The sequence below is a fragment of the Lentzea sp. NPDC055074 genome (assembly GCF_053608005.1).
In genome coordinates this window covers 176,979-194,123 of sequence record NZ_JBSGUQ010000013.1, presented here as the reverse complement: position 1 = coordinate 194,123, position 17,145 = coordinate 176,979, and the positions used below count along the sequence as shown (strand labels likewise).

Here is a 17,145-nt window from a genome sequence, read left to right as displayed (position 1 = left end):
CGGGCTCACCTTGCGAGCCCGGCCCTTTCGCGTGCGCTCAGACGTAGAGCGACTTGGAGCTCCAGTCCGGTTCCGGCAGCGCCTTGCGGTCGGTCTTGCCGTTGTTGGTGATCGGCAGCTCGTCCACGACGACGAACCCGGCCGGCACCATGTGCTCGGGCATGCTCGCGCGCATGTGGGCCTTCAGCGCCCGCTTGTCCAGCTCCTCGCCGGCCTTCACGACCCACGCGATCAGCCTGCGGTCACCGCTCGGGTGCACGCGGAGGCTCACGGCCGCGGTGCGCACCTGCGGGTGCTCCGTGAGCGCGTTCTCGACCTCGCCCGGTTCGATCCGGAACCCGCGCAGCTTGAACTGGTCGTCGATGCGGCCGAGGAACTCGACCACGCCGTCCGCGCGCTTCCGCCCCTGGTCACCGGTGCGGTAGTAGCGCTCGCCGTTCCAGCTGCCGCGCACGAACTTCTCGTCCGTGAGGTCCTGGCGCTTCCAGTAGCCGCGCGCGACCTGCGCGCCGCCGATCCACAGCTCGCCGTCGGCGCCTTCGGGAGCCGGCTTTCCGTCCACGACGACGACGACTTCGACGTTCTGCAACTGGGTACCGATCGGCACCGCGCCGCCGAGGTCCTCGTCCGCGCCGATGCGGTGACAGGTGGCGAACGTCGTGGTCTCGGTGGGCCCGTAGCCGTTGACGATCTGCAGCTCCGGCACCGCTTCGCGCAGCTTGCGCACGTGCGGCACGGACACGACGTCCCCGCCGGTCAGCACGGTGTGCAGGCCCTTGAACGCGTCGGCGTCGACGTCGATCTGCCGGTGGAACAACGCCGCGGTCAGCCACAGGACGCTGATCTCGTTGGACCGCAGCAGGTCCCCGAGCTCCTCGGCCTGCACCACGCCGGGCGGGGCGAGCACGACGCGGGCGCCGTTGAGCAGCGCGCCCCAGATCTCGAACGTGGCGGCGTCGAACGCGACCGGCGCGAGCTGCAGCAGCCGGTCCTCCGGCGTGATGTGCACGTAGTTGGGCGCGGTGACGAGGTTCGTGATGTTGCGGTGCTCCACCATCACGGACTTCGGCCGGCCCGTCGACCCCGAGGTGTACATCAGGTAGGCGAGGTCCTCCGGCGCCACGACCGGAAGCTCCACAGTGGACTTCGTGCCGGGCGGCGGCACCTTCAGCGTCGTGTAGGCGGCGAAGAACCGGCCGATGACCAGCGACACGTCGGCGTCCGCGAGCATCATCGAGACCCGCGACTCCGGATCCTCCGGATCGATCGGCACGTAGGCGGCGCCGGCCTTGAGCACCCCCAGCAGTGCCACGACGAGCTGCGGCGACCGTTCCAGGCACACCGCGACCCGGTCGCCGGGCCGCACTCCGGACTCGACGAGCTCACCGGCCAGGGCGTCCGACCACCTGTCCAGCTCGGCATAGCTCACCGAACCCCGTTCCGCGGACAGCGCGACCGCGTCGGGCGTTCTGGCCGCCCGGCAGCGGAACGCGTCGGTCACCGATGCAGACATGCCCAGCTCCTCTCGCTTTCCCCCATCCTGCGCAAGCCACCTCGACTCCTCCTCGGGTCACAACTGGCGCTACAGGGGTGTTTGAGCTGCCCGAACAACACTCAGCGCGTCCGCTGCCCCAGTAACCGGAGGCGAAATCCCCCATGAACGTCCGCAAGAAGGCACTGGCCGCCGTGGCCGCCGCAGCGCTGGCGGTCCCCGTCGTCGCCGCCGCCGGTGCCACCGCGAAGCCCAACTACGAGAACGCGCTCGTCGGCCGCTGGGACCTCACGGTGACCATCCACATCGAGGAACCGCCGCTGCTCACGCCGCTGTTCTGCGACTTCACCGCCGACTACCAGCTGCACTGCGTGACCAAGCCCGGCTACCCCGACGAGCTCGAGGGCCGTGGCGTCTGGACGGCCCAGAAGGACGGGCAGTTCAGCTTCTGGATCACGCACCACGCCCACCGGGACGAGAACGGCAACCCGGTCGGCTCGATCAACGCGAGCCACCTGGGCAAGATCAGCGCCAACAAGAAGAAGTTCACCACCAAGGCGCACACGTACATCAACATGAACGACGGCACCCCGTGGCAGGGTCCCGTCAACGTCGATGGTGACGCGAAGCGCATCTGAAGCTCTGCAACGCGAAAGGCCCCCTCGCGCGTATGAGGGGGCCTTTCGCGTTCACGACGAAGTCGCCCTGAAACGGCCTGAGGCCCCAGGCGCATCGCCTGGGGCCTCAGGATTCCAGCGGGAGGGGAACTACGCCTTGGCGGTGTCCTCAGCGCCCTCTTCGGCACCTTCCTCGGCCGGCGCGCCCCACTCCTCCTGCTTCAGCCAGCGAGGCAGGAAGGAGGCGAGCAGCAACGCCAGTGCGGCGAACCCGAAGCCGACGTACAGCGTGGTGCGGAACGCGTCCGTGAAGGACTGGCCCGCGGCCTGGTGCGTGTACTTGTCGGCGATCGCCTTGGCCTGCGGGTCGGCCTGGACCGCACCACACGCCGCGGCGTCCGGCGTACCGGAGAACGTGCTCGCGGCACAGCTCTGGAAGGCACCCGCGAGCTCGGTGGCCCGAGCGTCCGCGACACCGGCCGCCACGATCTCCTGGCGGAACTGCGGAGCCAGCGACTCGGCGTTCGTGGCGCCGTTGGAGGCCAGCGGCGCGAAGAACGCCAGCGTCACGACCGAGATGCCGACCGCGAAGCCGAGCTGCTGCTTGGTGTTGATCAGGCCGGAGGCCGCACCCGCGTCCTCGTGCGGCACCTCCTGCAGGGCGAACAGCGCGATCGGGGTCGCGGTCATACCGAAACCGAGACCGATGAGCAGCAGTCCGGGCACGAGGCCCCAGCTGGTGATGTCCGGGCTGACCGAGAACAGCAGCACCGCGACACCGACGGCGATCACGACGGCACCGGCCTGCAGGACGGCGCGACCGAACTTCGGCACCAGCGCGATGACCGAGGCCGACGCGGTGATGAACGCACCGACGCAGAACGCCAGCAGCGTGACACCGGTCCGCAGCGGCGAGAAGCCCAGACCCTCCTGCAGGTACAGGTAGAGGGCCAGCATGAACATGCCGGTGAAGCTGAACATGCCCAGCATCAGCGCGAGGGCCGCGGAGAAGCTGCGGGACTTGAACAGGTTCAGCGGCACGAGGGGCATGCCGTCCTTGCGCTGCTTGGCCTTCTCGTAGGCGACGAAGCCGATGAAGCCGACGACGGACGCGGCCATCAGCACGAAGCCCCACGCCGGCCAGTGCAGCTCACGGCCGAAGGTGAGCGGGAACAGCAGCGCGGTGAGGCTGACCGTCGCGATCACGACGCCGATCAGGTCGAGGCGGATGCGGCTCGGGGCCTTCGACTCGTTGATGTACTTCCAGCCCAGCACGTAACCGATGATGCCGATCGGCACGTTGACCAGGAAGATCGTCCGCCAGTCCCAGCCGAAGACGTTCCACGCGACCAGGAGGCCACCGACGAGCGGGGCGATCGTGGCCGCGAGACCACCGATGGTGCCCTGGATGGCGAAGACCGCGCCCTTCTCCTTGTCGGGGAAGGTGACGTGGATGATCGACATGACCTGCGGGACCATCAGGCCGGCCGCGAGACCCTGCGCGAGACGCGAGGCGACGAGCATCTCGGGGTTGACCGAGATACCGCACAGGAACGACGTGACGACGAAGCCGAGCACGCCGAGCTGGAACATGCGGCGACGGCCGTAGATGTCGCCGAGACGGCCACCGGTGATCAGTGTGAGCGCGAACGCGAACACGTACCCGGCGGTGATCCACTGCAGCTGCACGAAGCTCGCGCCCATGCCGTGCTGGATCGCGGGGAGCGCGACGTTGACGATGCTGCCGTCCAGCATGTCCATGAACGTCGCGACGGTCATGATGATGAACGCGATCCAGCGCCGCGGGTCGGCCGCTGCCGGTGCGTCAACGACCGGAGCCGCCTGCGCGCCGGCAGTCGCCGACGGCGACTCCAGGTCGTGGTTGGTGTTGGTGGAGGTCACGATTTCTCCTCAGAGGACTTGATTTCGCTGCGCACGACAGGCGATGGCTCAGGACTACTCGTTGTGGCGTGAAGCCGGTCGAGTTGAACGAGGTCCCACCTCCTGCCTGAAAAACGACTGCCGGTCGATGACCTTCAGGGTGATCCCCTCCGCTTGAGTCCCGGTCAGGTCGCGGCGGAGCGTTTCGCGCGCATGCCGAAGGCCCTGGTGCCGGGGAGCTGGGCACCAGGGCCTTTCGCTTCCGGGTCAGTGCAGGACCGACGCCGGATAGGTGCGCACGGACGCGGTCTCGTACCGCAGCGCCACGTGGCTGGAGCAGCTCACCACGTCACGCCAGAACCGTTGCAGCGCACAACCTTCCGCGAGCCCGCTGGTGCCGGCGGCCCGCACCAGGCCACCCACCGCGTCGACCAGCACCTCGGCGACGTAGGCGACGTTGCGCTCGTTGCGCGCCATCGCCGCCGGGGTGAACTCGCGATCGTCGAGCACCTGGGCGTTCTGCTCCACGAGCAGCCTCGCCGACTCGACCTGCCCCGACGCGCGGACCAGGTCCACCGCGTTCATCACGGACTGCTTCTTCCCCGACAGCACCGCGATGCACGCTTCCAGTGCCCCCATCGCCGCTCCCACGGCCGGAGCGACGAACGTGAGGCCGCCGACCGCCTGGAACGGGACGTTGTGGCTCGGCACCGGCGACCAGCTGGTGCCCTTGAGGAGATCCACCCGGTCGAACGACAGGTGGGACGGCACGAAGACGTCGTCCACCACGACGGAGTGGCTGCTGGTGGCCTTCATGCCGACGCTGTCCCACGTCTCGAGGACGGTGAAGTCCCTGCGCGGAACCGCGAAGAAGCGGCCTTCCTCGCCGACCATGCCGCACAGCAGCGCCCAGTCGGCGAAGTCCACGCCGCTGACGTAGAGCCAGCGGCCGCTCAGGCGGTGCCCGCCGTCCACGACCGTGCCCTTGCCCATGGGCGGCTGGCCGGTCACGACGAACGCGTCCGGGCCGTTCGCCCAGATCTCGTCCTGGCCTTCTTTGGACAACAACCCCGCGAACCGCGACGACAGCGCGGACAGCGAGGCGCACCACGCCGTCGACGCGCAGCCCTGCCCGACGGTGAACACCGCCTCGGTCAGTTCCGCGAACGAACCCTGCGCACCACCGCGTTCGGCTGCGACGAAGTGCCGCGCGAACCCGGCCTCGCGCAGTGCCTCCACGACTTCGGGAGCCAGCTTGCGGGTGGCGTCGGCCTGCGCCGCGTGCTCGGCGGCGATCAGCTTCACCTTCTCCGCGACCGTGGCCAGCCCGGTGTTCTGAACACTCACCTCGTCACCTCCTGGAGAAGCGGTTCTACGCGGCCTGGACGGGGAGGTCGCGGTGGATCGTGCGCGACTTGGTGTAGAGCTTGCCGTCGATGCGCACGAGCACGTCCTCGATGGAGAAGGTCGGCTCGAAGCTGACGACGCCCTCGGCGGTCGTGCGGGTGACGAGCGACGCGTAGCTGACGTTCAGCGTGTTCTCGTCGACCTCTTCGATCAGGTAGTGGTCGTTCCAGTGCCGCACGGCGACGCCCTTGTAACGGGGCAGCGCGGCGCTGGCGCCGGCGATCAGGGCCGCCCGGCCCTCGACCTTCTCGCTCCGGTGGGCGTGGTCGGTGACCCCGTCCTCGGTGAACGTCTGGGCGTAGCCCTCCACGTCCAACGCGTCGAGCAGCCGCATCTGCTGGGCGTAGAACGTCTGGACCTCGATGTGGACCGCAACATTGACAGGGGACACGACAACTCCTCGGTCTGCCGGTTTGGCTACCGCGAATATGGGTGCGGGCGCTGGACATCCGGTCGAGCCGTCCTGGTTCGACCCCGGTTCCAGGTGGGGTCGAGACAAACCGGGCACGGTCGTCGGTGACATCTCCCCTATCTATTGCGCGAGGAGGGCCACATGGCCTCAACTCCCGATGTCGCCAAGTCGGTGACGGTCGAGGCGACGATCGAGCAGGCGTTCGCGATCTTCGCGTCGAAGCCGATCGAGTGGTGGCCGGAGTCGCACGTGTTCGTGAAGGACCGCCAGGCGATCACGATCGAACCGTTCGTCGGCGGGCGCTACTTCGAACGCGGCGCGGACGGCGAGGAGATCGCCTGGGGCACCATCACCGAGTGGGACCCGCCGAAGCGCCTCGTCATGACGTGGCGGGTCGGCCCGTACTGGCAGCCGATCTTCGACGACGAGAAGGCCTCGTTCATCAAGGTGGACTTCGAGGTCGTGGGTCCGACGACGACCAAGGTCACGCTGACCCACGCGGACCTGCACCGCCACGGCGACATCGCCGAGGGCATCCACAAGGCGCTCGACGGCCCGTCGCCCGGCGAGACGCTGGAGACGTACGCCCGCGTGATCGAGAAGCACATCCCGAAGGCTGCCTGAGAGGCCCGGAATCCTCTCAGGCACAACGAGAACGGCCGCCCCAAGCCTCCGGGGCGGCCGTTTTCTCGTCGTCTCTAGGCGCCGAGCTCCAGCGCTTCGTCGTCCGCGCGGTCGACGACGTTCTTGACGTCGACGATCCGGCCGAGCTGCTTGATCAGCTGGTCGACCGTGCGGCCGGGCTGCAGGTCCACCACGACGTCGAGACGGGACAGGTCGCCCCGCTCGGCCGGCGCGAGGCTCAGCGACTCGACGTCGACGCCCCGGCTGGAGAACAGCACCACGATCCGTGCCAGCGCTCCGGGTTCGTTGCGCAGCAACAGGGAAAGCGAATGTCTGGTCATCACTCGTCCTCGTCGAACAGGGGCCGGATGCCCCGCGCGGCCATGATCTCGTCGTTGCCCGTGCCCGCGGCGACCATCGGCCAGACCTGGGCGTCCTGTCCCACCACGAAGTCGACGACGACGGGCCGGTCGCGGACCGCCATCGCCTCGAGGATGGTCCCGTCCACTTCGGACTGGCTCTCGCAGCGCAGCCCGACGCAGCCGAGCGCGTCGGCCAGCTTCACGAAGTCGGGGTGGCGCTGGTGCGTGCCGAGCCGGGTGTTGGAGTACCGGCCCTCGTAGAACAGGGTCTGCCACTGGCGGACCATGCCGAGGTTGCCGTTGTTGATGATCGCGACCTTGATCGGGATGCCTTCGGCGGCACAGGTCGCGAGCTCCTGGTTGGTCATCTGGAAGCAGCCGTCGCCGTCGATGGCCCACACCGTGCGGTCCGGCGCTCCCGCCTGCGCGCCCATCGCCGCCGGCACCGCGAAACCCATCGTGCCCGCGCCGCCGGAGTTGATGAACGAGCCAGGGCGTTCGTACTTCACGTACTGCGCGGCCCACATCTGGTGCTGGCCGACGCCCGCGGTGTAGATGGCCTCGGGGCCGGTGAGCCTGCTGATCCGTTCGATCACGTACTGCGGGGCGAGCGCGCCGTCCGCCGGCCAGTCGTAGCCGAGCGGGTAGGTCGTGAGCAGGCCACCGAGGTAGTTCCACCAGCCGGTGAGATCGGTCTTCCGCGTGATGACGGCGGAGAGCGCTGCCATGACGTCGCGGCAGTCGCCGACGATGCCGACGTCCGCCTTGCGGTTCTTGGAGATCTCGGCGGGGTCGATGTCGGCGTGGATCACCGCGGCGTGCGGGGCGAAGTCCGGCAGCAGGCCCGTGACCCGGTCGTCGAACCGGGTCCCCAGCGCGATCAGCAGGTCGGCCCGTTGCAGCGCGGCGACGGCGGGCACCGTGCCGTGCATGCCCGGCATCCCCAGGTGCAGCGGGTGCGAGTCGGGGAACGCGCCGCGGGCCATGAGCGTGGTGACGACCGGGATGCCGGTCTTCTCCGCGAGTTTCTGCAGCTCGTGCGCCGCGCCGCTGCGGATCACGCCACCGCCGACGTAGAACACCGGCCGTTTCGAGCTTCCGATGAGCTGGGCGGCGTTGCGGATCTGCACCGGCGAGAGCACCGGTCGCGCCTGGGCGACCTGCTTCACCGGTGTGTAGGTGGTGGCGGTGGCCAGCACGTCCTTGGGCAGGTCCACCAGCACCGGGCCCGGCCGTCCCGACGACGCGAGCGTGAACGCCTCGGCGATCACGCGCGGGATGTCGGCCGGGTCGTGGACCTGGAAGCTGTGCTTGGTGATCGGCAGCGTGATGCTGCGGATGTCCGCCTCCTGGAAGGCGTCCGTCCCGATCACCGACCTGTTGACCTGGCCGGTGATCGCCACGATCGGCACCGAGTCCATGTACGCGTCCGCCAGTGGTGTCACCAGGTTCGTCGCACCGGGTCCCGAGGTCGCCATGCAGACGCCCACTCGTCCGGTCGCCTGCGCGTACCCCTGGGCGGCGTGCCCGGCGCCCTGTTCGTGGCGCACGAGCACGTGCCGGATCTTCGAGTCGTACAGCGGGTCGTAGGCGGGAAGGATCGCCCCGCCCGGCATTCCGAAGATCACCTCGCAGCCGACGTCCTCGAGCGCCTTGATCAACGCACCTGCACCGGTGGTGTCCACGGTTGCTCCCCGAACTGATCTCAGCCCGCGAGCTGGCGCTCCAGCTGGCGAGGCGACAACGGCTTGTCGAGCGACGGCTCGGAGCTCAGGATCGCCCGCTGCAACTGACGCAGCCTTTCGGACGGCTCAAGCCCCAGCTCCTCGATCAGCGTGTCGCGCAGGGACTGGTAGGCCTCCAGCGACTTCCACTGCCTGCCCGCCCGGTAGAGCGCGAGCATGTACTGCGCACAGAGGTTCTCGTGCATGGGGTGCTGCGCGGTGAGCACCGACAGCTCCGACAGCAGCGACTGGTGCTTGCCCAGCTGCAGGTCGGCCTCGATGCGGGTCTCCAGCACGCCGAGGCGGCTCTCCTGCAGACGAGTGACCTCCATGCCCAGGCGGACACCGATCTGCACGTCCACCAGCACCGGTCCGCGCCACACCTCGGCGGCGTTGCGCAGCAGCCGGCTCGCGGACTCCAGGTCGCCGACCTCGAACGCCCGCTGACCCGCACTCGCGAGCCGCTCGTAGCTGCGGACGTCGACGCTCTCCGGCGGCACGTCCAGCATGTAGCCGCCGTAGCGGGTCACCAGAACGTTCTTCGCGACACCGGGACCCTCTCCAGGCATGGCCGCCTCGATGCGCCGGCGGACCTGCAGCACGTACGTCTGCAGGGTCGTGAGAGCGCTGCGCGGCGGTGTCATTCCCCAGAGCTCTTCGATCAACGTCGGAACCGTCACCACGTGCCCCGCCTGCAGTCCGAGCAGCGAGAGCACCTGCCTGGGCTTCACCGCGCTCGGTGCGATCGAGACGCCGTTCTCCCGTGCCTCCAGCGGTCCCAGAACCTTGATCTCCATTGGAGCCTCCCCTGCTCAGCGGCGGACGACTTGGTCGTGCCACCAAGTTCACCTGAGCGGGGCTATCGGACGCCACGTATGCCGCCATGACTCTCGGATGGCGAACTACTGCGCCCGGCGTGAGAAATTCATATACTCGGACGAACCCAAACCGTCCCGTCCGGTAATCGATCGACCACATGCCGTGACGGTTACTCAAAAATACTCGTCCATTGGCGTGACATTGAGGCGCGAGTCAATGCGAGTTCGCATCCTTAACCGATTCAGCAGCCGTCCTGAACTGCCTTCGCTTGTCTAGTATTCGGCCTGGGCGCACGCCGTGCGAGGTCTTTGACCGGCGTTGACTCCCAGACTTTGCTCTGGAGCTGTCAGCTCTTGGGGGGCACGTGAATGCAACACCAGCGATACCGAGGTACCGCGCGATCATCGTGGCGGTCTTCGCCGCGGTGTGCCTGACCGACCTGACCCGCGCTCTACTTCTCGCCGGCGAGATCACCGAATTGGCGGTGTCGGTCATTGATTTAGCGGTACTTGTCCTACTGCAAGTGTCGTATTTCAGGCATCTGACCGCACTCCAACGGCACCTCGCACTGGCCGCCCAGGCGGTACTGCTGGTCTTGCCGTACGTCCTCTTCGGCCATTCCTGGGCGGGGGTCGCGGGACTCGTCGCCGGCAACGCCCTGCTGGTCCTGCGCCCGGTTTTCGGCTGGTCGGCCTTCGTCCTGACGGTGGTCTCGACGGGCGTGGCCCAGGCCGTCCACGGCGAGGCGATGATGGCCACCGCGGCCACCGCCCTGCTCCTCGCGGGCCTGGCCACGGGCTTCGCGACCCACCGCGACTGGCCCGCCGCGCTCCCCACTACCGCACCGAGCCCGGCGCCCGCACCGGAACCCGTCGTGGACATCGTGGTCACGACGACCGCCGCCGTGACCGCGGAACGCGTCCGAGTGGCCCGCGACCTGCACGACCTGCTCGGCTACAGCCTCAGCGCCATCAAGCTCAAGAGCGAACTGGCCCACCGGATCGTCGCCGACCGCCCGGACCACGGCTGGGAGTTCATGCAGGAGCACATCACCGATATATTGGATATCACCCATCACGCCCTGGCCGACGTGCGCTCCCTGGCCCGCGCGTACCGCCCGTTGTCCCTGGCGGACACCTCGGACTCGGCCAAGGCGATGCTGGCGGCGTCGAACATCGACGTCCGCGTCGAGCTGGCCCACGACCCGCTGCCGGAGCCGGTGGAGACCGTCCTGGCCGCCGTCCTGTGCGAGGCCGTCACGAACGTCCTGCGCCACAGCGACGCCAGCACCTGCACCATCGGCGTGCACCAGCGAGGCGCCACGATCCTGCTCGACGTCATCAACGACGGCGCCGCCGACCGCGCGCTCTCGATTGACTGCAACGGCGTCCGCAACCAGGCCGAACGCGTCAAGGCGGCCGGCGGCACGTTCACGGCCCGCCACATCGGCGACGGCTCGTTCCACGTCCACGCGGCCATTCCGGCAGCCCCGAAGCCCTAGCTCTCGAGGCCCGCGCAGACCGCCTCAGAACCAATATATTGCCGCCCGTTCGCCCTCCAGCGAACCACTCCGGCACGAGCTCGCGGCACCGTTCACGCCACAGACGATCTTGACGCACACGCCTGACCTGGCCCTTAGCAATGACTCTTTGGACTTCGTCGTCAAACGAGTCGTTGCAAGGGCCAGGGCGAAGATCAGGATCGAGGTGACCGGACCGCCAACCGGCTCACCCGCGGGGCAACCTCAGAACCAGCCGGACTTGCGGGCGATGCGGACGGCGTCGACACGGTTGCGGGCGTCGAGCTTGGCCGTCGCCGACGTCAGGTAGTTGCGGACCGTGCCGACCGACAGGAACAGCGTCGTGGCGATCTCCATGGCGTCCGCGCCGTCCGAGGCGAGGCGCAGCACTTCCAGTTCGCGAGGTGTCAGCGGGCACTCGTCGGTGTCCCACGCGGAAAGCGCGAGCTGCGAGTCGATCACGCGACGACCAATTGAGACGCCGCGAATGGCGTCAGCGAGTTCTCCGACCGGAGCATCCTTGAGGATGAACCCGTTGACGCGTGCGTTGAGCGCGCGGCGCAGAGTGCCCGGCCTGCCGAGGCTCGTGAGAATGAGAGTGCGCGTCTCGGGTGCGGTGTCGTGGATGACGGTGGCAGCGGAAAGGCCGTCCATACCGGGCAGGTCGATGTCGAGCACCGCTACGTCCGGTTTGTTCTTCTCCACTGCCGAGATGATTTCGTCACCCGTTGCGACGGACGCGACGACCTCAATATCCGGTTCGAGATTCAACAAGGCGACCAAAGCTCCGCGGACCATTTGCACGTCCTCGGCTAGTAGCACTCTGATCATCCGACCCCCTTGCTTGCCCCCAGGTCACCATTTCGAGTCTTACACTCGGTGACCATGCAGGACAAGCATTGAGTCCGGCTGCTGCGAGCGTTACTCCAAATGCGCTAGGAGCAATTAATGAGGGTTATCGGCGGATGACTTGGGGTCACCACTCGCTCACAGATTGCTCAAGGACCGAATCGGCGACCGGGACGGCTCCAGGACTGCACGAGCACAAAACGGTACAAGCGATTCGGTCCGCGCGGCAGGGTGCGAACAACCGACACAGCCGATCATCGAGGCGCGTTCAGCGCGTCTCGCCCCAGCGCTCCAGCAGTTCCAGACCACCGTCCACTGTGATCACCTGACCCTGGATCCACGCGGCCTCGTCGGTGCAGAGCAACGAGACCGCGTTCGCGATGTCCTGGGGCAGGGTGACGCGGCCGGACGGGCTCTTGATCGCGAGCCGGTCGACCAGGTCCGGGTCGATGTTCATGGGGCCGTTGTCGACCACTGTGGTGACGACGGCGTTCACGGCGACCTTGTACCAAGCCATTTCCAGCGCCAGGGTCCGGATCACGCCGTGCACCGGTGTCACCGTGTAGCCGGCGATCACGACACGGCCGCCGTCGACGAGCGCTTTGGCGAGCGGCTCCACGATGTTGAGCAACGGCGTGAGGTCCGGCGACACCGCGTGGTGGACGAACACGTCGAGCTGACCGCGTTCCTCCTTGACCCGGTCGAGCAGGAGCCGCACCGAGTGCTCGTCCTGGATGTCGAGCTGCGTGACGCTCACCGAGCCGGGCTTGCCGGCCAGGACGAGCTTCGCGCGCTCCAGGTCGACGTTGTCCGCGTCGGAGGTCGTGAGGATGACATGGGCGCCGTTGTCGCAGAGCTTGCTCGCGATGGCGAGGCCGAGCCCGTGCGTTCCCGACGTGACCACTGCGATCTTGCCGTCGAGTCCCAGGCGCGTGTTGACAGGTTCGATCATGATGCTGACCACCTCGTTGTCCGCGTGGTGATCGACGTTGCGCCGGGCCGCTAGGGCCGAACTCGACTACTTCTTGCGCAATCCCTCCAGAACACGCAGGATCGCGCGTTCGACCTCCCGTCCGGTGCGCTTCGGATCGGACGAGCTGGCGATGGTGCTGGCACCCGCGGACAGCGCTCCGAACAGCAGCCGGGCCATGATCTCGACCGGCGCCTCCTCGATCTCGCCGGCGTCGACGAGCAGCTGCACGGCCGTGCGGAGCAGACCGAAGCTGAAGTGCTCCTCCGCCTCACGCCAGCGTTCCCAGCCCATCACCACCGGGGCCTCGTGGACGATGATCCGCTGGTACTCGGGTTCCAGGCACTTGCGGACGTACGCGCGCAGACCGGCCACCGCGGTCTCCCACGCGTCGCCGTCCGCCGTGATCAACGCGGTCAGCGACTCGATCGAGCGCGTCTCGACCTGGGTGAAGGCCGCCTCGAACAACGCCTGCTTGCCGCTGAAGTGGTGGTAGAGCGCGCCTTTTGTCACGCGGGCGCGTTTGACGACCTCGTCGAGCGAGGTGCCGGCGTAGCCGCGCTTGGTGAACAGGTCGACGGCGCTGTCGACGAGCGCCTGCCTGGTCGACTCCGAGTACTCGGCACGTCGTGTTCGCACACACGAAACGTATCTCACATACCGGTGGTACGTACCGGTGGTATGGTCGTGTCATACCGAGGGTATGCGAGAAACCGGGGGTACGAGACATGGGCTGGGCAGACCACTACCGCCGCCGTGACGCGCTCGACGCCGTCCTGAGCGACGCCCGCAGGGACCCGTCCGCGCCGTTGATCGTGGATCCGGACGTCTTCGGCTCACTGCACGAACTGCTGCTGGCGCTCGACCACCGCTGGCAGCACAAGCTCACCGCCCGCATGGAGAGCGCCGGGCTGAACGGCCACGTCGACGAGGGCCGCGTCATCGCGGAACTGGCCGCCGAGGAGCCGGTGTTGCGCGCCGTGCTGGACGCACACCTATCGCTGAGCAGTTACCGGACGGTAGGAATGACTCCATGAGTCGTTGGACCGAAGCCGACATCCCCGACCAGACCGGCCGCACCGTCCTCGTGACGGGCGCGAACTCCGGTCTGGGCCTGCGCACCGCACAGGTGCTCGCGGCCAGGGGCGCCCACGTGATCATGGGCTGTCGTTCGGTCCAGCGCGGGGAGACCGCGCGCCGTTCCGTGCAGGGCTCCGCCGAGGTCCTCGAGCTCGACCTCGCCGACCTGAGCTCCGTGCGCGCCGCCGCGGAGAAGGTGGAGAGCCTCGACGTCCTCGTCAACAACGCGGGCATCATGGCCGTCCCGAACGGCCGGACCGTCGACGGCTTCGAGCGCCAGTTCGGCACCAACCACCTGGGCCACGCGGCTCTGACCTGGTTGCTGCTGCCCGCGCTGAAGCACCGGCCCGGTGCGCGCGTCGTCACGGTCTCGTCGCTGATGCACCGCGCCGGGCGCATCGACTTCGAGGACCCGAACTGGGAGCGCCGCCCGTACAGCCTCCAAGGCTCCTACGGGCAGTCGAAACTCGCCAACATCCTGTTCGCGCGCGAGCTGGACCGTCGTTCGTCGGATGTGACGTCCATCGCCGCGCACCCCGGCATGACGACCACCGAGCTCACCAACAACATGGCCGACGCGCACAAGTCCGTCGTCATGAAAGTCGGCGGCCGCATCAGCCACCTGTTCTCCCAGTCCGTCGAGATGGGCACGCTGCCGCAGCTCTACGCGGCGACGTCACCCGAGGCGCGCGGCGGCGAGTTCTACGGGCCGGACGGCTTCAACGGCCTGCGCGGCCACCCCGCCGTCGCCAGGATGACCGCCGCGGCACGCGACGACCTGGCCGCGAACCGCCTCTGGGAGCTCACGATCAAGCTGACCGGAATCGCTCCAGATCTTCCGTAGGCTTGCCCCGCTCCAGCGGGAGCCGGGTTTCGACACTTAGTCTGACCTGGGAGTGCGTGACCCCGGACACTTGAGCGCGCAGCGTAGGGTGGCAACGTGACTGTGGTACCTGAGGGTCGGAAGCTGCTGCGGCTCGAGGTCCGCAACAGCGAGACGCCGATCGAGAAGAAGCCCCCGTGGATCAAGACGCGGGCGAAGATGGGCCCCGAGTACCGGGAGCTCAAAGGTCTGGTCAAACGCGAAGGCCTCCACACGGTCTGCGAAGAGGCCGGCTGCCCCAACATCTACGAGTGCTGGGAAGACCGCGAGGCCACGTTCCTGATCGGCGGCGAGCAGTGCACCCGGCGCTGCGACTTCTGCCAGATCGACACGGGCAAGCCCGCCGACCTCGACCGCGACGAACCCCGCCGCGTCGCCGAGTCGGTCCAGGCGATGGGCCTGCGCTACTCCACCGTCACCGGCGTCGCCCGTGACGACCTGGAGGACGGCGGCGCGTGGCTGTACGCCGAGACGGTCCGCCAGATCCACGAGATGAACCCCGGCACGGGCGTCGAGCTGCTGATCCCGGACTTCAACGCGGTCCCGGAGCAGCTGGCCGAGGTCTTCGAGTCCCGTCCCGAGGTGCTCGCGCACAACCTGGAGACCGTGCCGCGGATCTTCAAGCGCATCCGCCCGGCGTTCCGCTACGACCGGTCCCTCGAGGTGATCACCAAGGCCCGCGAGTTCGGCCTGGTCACCAAGTCGAACCTGATCCTCGGCATGGGCGAGACCCCCGAGGAGGTCACGGAGGCGCTCGCCGACCTCCACGACGCGGGCTGCGACCTCATCACCATCACCCAGTACCTGCGCCCGTCGCCGCGGCACCACCCGGTCGAGCGCTGGGTGAAGCCCGAGGAGTTCGTCCAGCACAAGGAGACGGCCGAGGAGATCGGCTTCCTCGGTGTGATGGCGGGCCCGCTCGTCCGCTCCTCCTACCGCGCCGGCCGTCTCTTCGCGCAGGCGAAGCAGAAGCGCGGCGAGGACCTCCCGGAGAACCTCCAGCACCTGCTGACGGTGTCGGCGTCCCAGGAGATCACGAGCCTGCTCGCCCCTCGCTGAACCCGAACGACGACGAAGCGGGCCGGCCCCACCGTGGGGCCGGCCCGCTTCGTCGTTCGAGTCAGTGCACGCGGGCGTCGCCCTTGGAGGACGTCATCCGGAACTCCACGGTGGCGTGCAGATCGGGTGTGCCGAGCGCCTCACGAAGGCGTGGCAGGCCCTCGTCGTCTATGCGGCGGCGGATCCCCCGCAGATCGGCGTCGCCGTGGGCGCGGACGACGAGGGCCAGGCGTGGAGCGGTGTGCGGGCCGGTCAGCTCCGCCTCGACCTTGCGCACACCGGGGTAGTGGGTGATCTCCTCGGCGAACGGCTCGGTGGCCGTCGCCGTGCTGATGCGGGTGGCGCCCGCCTCGTCGACCCAGCGCCAGGACTCGACCTTGCGACGCGGGACCTGGGCGGCGAGCCAGCGCAGGCAGACCAGCGCGAGCACGACCGCCACGGCGGCCACCACCCACAGCACCCACGCGGGTGGCAACGCCGTGCCGGGCAGCAGTGAGGCACCTCGGTCCACCTGAGGCACGACACCGAAGTGGACGGCGACCGCGAGACCGCCGGCGAGCAGCAGGACCAGGCCCAGCAGGCCCAACACGAAGCGGTTCACGGTGTGCTCCTCAGTGCCTTGACCCGAACCACGACCTGAGGCGGCCGGGCGAGGGCGAACTCGCCGACCCGGTGTTCGAGTGCCGTGCGGACGGTGTCGCCGAGGCCGTCGACCACGGCACGCCGGGTGCGCACGACCGCACGGACCCGGCGGCGGCGCACCTTCACGGCCGCCGACTCGACACCGTCGACGACAGCGGCGGACCGCAACGCGTTGCGCAGGCCGCGCACCGACACCGCGGTGTGCTGGTCCAGCGCCGCGGTCCGCGCCCGTCCGGGCACGATCGCGGCGAGGAGCAGCAGGAGTCCGATGGCCGCGACGACCCCGCCCGCCACGGCCACCTCCCGCGCCGACCAGGTCAGGTCGTGCACCGAGCCGACGAGGGAGTCGTAGGGCAGGAACGGGGGTTCGCCGAGAGCGAGCTGGACGGCCGTCACCGCGACCAGGACCGAGGCGGCCAGCAGGACGAGCGCCGTGAGCGTGGCGGTGAGGACGCGGCGCGAGCGGCGGGTCACTGGACCCTCCGCACCGGCACCGCGTCCGCACGCAGCACGCCGACCGACACGTCCACGACGGAGACGCGCAGACCGGTGAGCGCGGCGACCCTGGCGACCAGGTGGGCGCGGACACGAGAGGCCGTCGACGCGACCGGCGCCGGATAGCGCAGGTCCAGACGTGCGTCGAGGGTGGCCACTCCTCCGGTCACCCTCGCGGTGACGGCGCAGTCGAGCACGTCCGGCACCTCCAGCGCGGCACGTCCGGCGATGCGGCCCACCGCGCGGTCCGCGACGGTGGTCAAACCTGGCTGGGTCACACCCGGCTGTGCGGTGAGCGTTGTCGTCATCG

Annotated in this window: 19 protein-coding genes; 6 read left to right on the top strand and 13 right to left on the bottom strand. The window is 68.6% G+C overall.

Annotation, left to right across the window (positions count from 1 at the left end; translation table 11 throughout):
• Positions 1 to 37: 37 nt before the first annotated feature.
• On the bottom strand, positions 38 to 1,513 hold the full coding sequence (locus tag ACWF7A_RS27740) for an amino acid adenylation domain-containing protein (protein WP_452253414.1): 1,476 nt from the start codon (positions 1,511 to 1,513) through the stop codon (positions 38 to 40).
• A 143-nt stretch (positions 1,514 to 1,656) separates the two neighbouring features.
• Here ACWF7A_RS27740 and ACWF7A_RS27735 point away from each other — a divergent pair, with 143 nt between their 5' ends.
• Positions 1,657 to 2,130, top strand: coding sequence for a hypothetical protein (locus ACWF7A_RS27735; protein WP_452253413.1), 474 nt, complete (start codon positions 1,657 to 1,659; stop codon positions 2,128 to 2,130).
• Positions 2,131 to 2,259: 129 nt separating this feature from the next.
• On the opposite strand, the gene ACWF7A_RS27730 is transcribed toward ACWF7A_RS27735, so the two are convergent.
• The 3 genes from ACWF7A_RS27730 to ACWF7A_RS27720 all read right to left on the bottom strand — a co-directional run bounded on the left by ACWF7A_RS27730 (position 2,260) and on the right by ACWF7A_RS27720 (position 5,788).
• A complete protein-coding gene (locus ACWF7A_RS27730; RefSeq protein WP_452253412.1) occupies positions 2,260 to 4,011 on the bottom strand; it encodes an MFS transporter in 1,752 nt (583 codons plus the stop codon).
• Positions 4,012 to 4,257: 246 nt separating this feature from the next.
• A complete protein-coding gene (locus ACWF7A_RS27725) occupies positions 4,258 to 5,337 on the bottom strand; it encodes an acyl-CoA dehydrogenase family protein (protein WP_452253411.1) in 1,080 nt (359 codons plus the stop codon).
• A 25-nt stretch (positions 5,338 to 5,362) separates the two neighbouring features.
• The gene (locus ACWF7A_RS27720; protein ID WP_036013177.1) at positions 5,363 to 5,788 is read right to left on the bottom strand and encodes a nuclear transport factor 2 family protein; all 426 of its coding nucleotides are present in this window, start codon (positions 5,786 to 5,788) and stop codon (positions 5,363 to 5,365) included.
• Positions 5,789 to 5,950: 162 nt separating this feature from the next.
• Between ACWF7A_RS27720 and ACWF7A_RS27715 the strand changes: the two genes are divergently transcribed.
• The gene (locus ACWF7A_RS27715) at positions 5,951 to 6,433 is read left to right on the top strand and encodes an SRPBCC domain-containing protein (RefSeq protein ID WP_051768599.1); all 483 of its coding nucleotides are present in this window, start codon (positions 5,951 to 5,953) and stop codon (positions 6,431 to 6,433) included.
• A 74-nt stretch (positions 6,434 to 6,507) separates the two neighbouring features.
• Here ACWF7A_RS27715 and ilvN read toward each other — a convergent pair whose 3' ends face one another.
• The 3 genes from ilvN to ACWF7A_RS27700 are packed head-to-tail and all read right to left on the bottom strand — an operon-like array spanning position 6,508 to position 9,316.
• A complete protein-coding gene (ilvN, locus tag ACWF7A_RS27710; protein ID WP_452253410.1) occupies positions 6,508 to 6,774 on the bottom strand; it encodes an acetolactate synthase small subunit in 267 nt (88 codons plus the stop codon).
• Positions 6,774 to 8,480, bottom strand: coding sequence for an acetolactate synthase large subunit (locus ACWF7A_RS27705; protein ID WP_452253409.1), 1,707 nt, complete (start codon positions 8,478 to 8,480; stop codon positions 6,774 to 6,776). The genes ilvN and ACWF7A_RS27705 overlap by 1 nt, the downstream gene beginning before the upstream one ends.
• A 20-nt stretch (positions 8,481 to 8,500) precedes the next feature.
• Positions 8,501 to 9,316: an AfsR/SARP family transcriptional regulator gene (locus ACWF7A_RS27700; RefSeq protein ID WP_452253408.1), complete on the bottom strand. Its 816-nt coding sequence runs from the start codon at positions 9,314 to 9,316 to the stop codon at positions 8,501 to 8,503.
• Between the two features lie 545 nt (positions 9,317 to 9,861).
• Between ACWF7A_RS27700 and ACWF7A_RS27695 the strand changes: the two genes are divergently transcribed.
• Positions 9,862 to 10,839 carry a sensor histidine kinase gene (locus ACWF7A_RS27695; RefSeq protein ID WP_452253407.1) on the top strand — a complete coding sequence of 326 codons (978 nt, stop codon included), beginning with the start codon at positions 9,862 to 9,864 and terminating at the stop codon, positions 10,837 to 10,839.
• Between the two features lie 243 nt (positions 10,840 to 11,082).
• On the opposite strand, the gene ACWF7A_RS27690 is transcribed toward ACWF7A_RS27695, so the two are convergent.
• From ACWF7A_RS27690 to ACWF7A_RS27680, 3 genes are all read right to left on the bottom strand, one after another.
• Positions 11,083 to 11,688, bottom strand: a complete 606-nt coding sequence (locus tag ACWF7A_RS27690) for a response regulator transcription factor (protein WP_452253406.1) — start codon at positions 11,686 to 11,688, stop codon at positions 11,083 to 11,085.
• 286 nt (positions 11,689 to 11,974) lie between these two features.
• Entirely contained in the window at positions 11,975 to 12,658 is a 684-nt protein-coding gene (locus ACWF7A_RS27685; RefSeq protein WP_452253405.1) for an SDR family NAD(P)-dependent oxidoreductase, read from the bottom strand.
• Positions 12,659 to 12,724: 66 nt separating this feature from the next.
• Entirely contained in the window at positions 12,725 to 13,315 is a 591-nt protein-coding gene (locus tag ACWF7A_RS27680) for a TetR/AcrR family transcriptional regulator (protein ID WP_452253404.1), read from the bottom strand.
• 89 nt (positions 13,316 to 13,404) lie between these two features.
• Here ACWF7A_RS27680 and ACWF7A_RS27675 point away from each other — a divergent pair, with 89 nt between their 5' ends.
• From ACWF7A_RS27675 to lipA, 3 genes are all read left to right on the top strand, one after another.
• Positions 13,405 to 13,713 (top strand): hypothetical protein, encoded by a 309-nt coding sequence (locus ACWF7A_RS27675; RefSeq protein WP_452253403.1) that lies wholly within the window; start codon positions 13,405 to 13,407, stop codon positions 13,711 to 13,713.
• On the top strand, positions 13,710 to 14,600 hold the full coding sequence (locus ACWF7A_RS27670; RefSeq protein ID WP_452253402.1) for an oxidoreductase: 891 nt from the start codon (positions 13,710 to 13,712) through the stop codon (positions 14,598 to 14,600). The genes ACWF7A_RS27675 and ACWF7A_RS27670 overlap by 4 nt, the downstream gene beginning before the upstream one ends.
• Positions 14,601 to 14,696: 96 nt before the next feature.
• Positions 14,697 to 15,698, top strand: a complete 1,002-nt coding sequence (gene lipA, locus ACWF7A_RS27665) for a lipoyl synthase (protein WP_452253401.1) — start codon at positions 14,697 to 14,699, stop codon at positions 15,696 to 15,698.
• Between the two features lie 61 nt (positions 15,699 to 15,759).
• Here the strand turns inward: lipA and ACWF7A_RS27660 are convergent, their stop codons facing one another.
• The 3 genes from ACWF7A_RS27660 to ACWF7A_RS27650 are packed head-to-tail and all read right to left on the bottom strand — an operon-like array spanning position 15,760 to position 17,143.
• On the bottom strand, positions 15,760 to 16,299 hold the full coding sequence (locus ACWF7A_RS27660) for an alkaline shock response membrane anchor protein AmaP (RefSeq protein WP_452253400.1): 540 nt from the start codon (positions 16,297 to 16,299) through the stop codon (positions 15,760 to 15,762).
• Entirely contained in the window at positions 16,296 to 16,814 is a 519-nt protein-coding gene (locus tag ACWF7A_RS27655) for a DUF6286 domain-containing protein (protein WP_452253399.1), read from the bottom strand. The genes ACWF7A_RS27660 and ACWF7A_RS27655 overlap by 4 nt, the downstream gene beginning before the upstream one ends.
• The gene (locus ACWF7A_RS27650; RefSeq protein ID WP_452253398.1) at positions 16,811 to 17,143 is read right to left on the bottom strand and encodes an Asp23/Gls24 family envelope stress response protein; all 333 of its coding nucleotides are present in this window, start codon (positions 17,141 to 17,143) and stop codon (positions 16,811 to 16,813) included. The genes ACWF7A_RS27655 and ACWF7A_RS27650 overlap by 4 nt, the downstream gene beginning before the upstream one ends.
• Between the last annotated feature and the right edge of the window lie 2 nt (positions 17,144 to 17,145).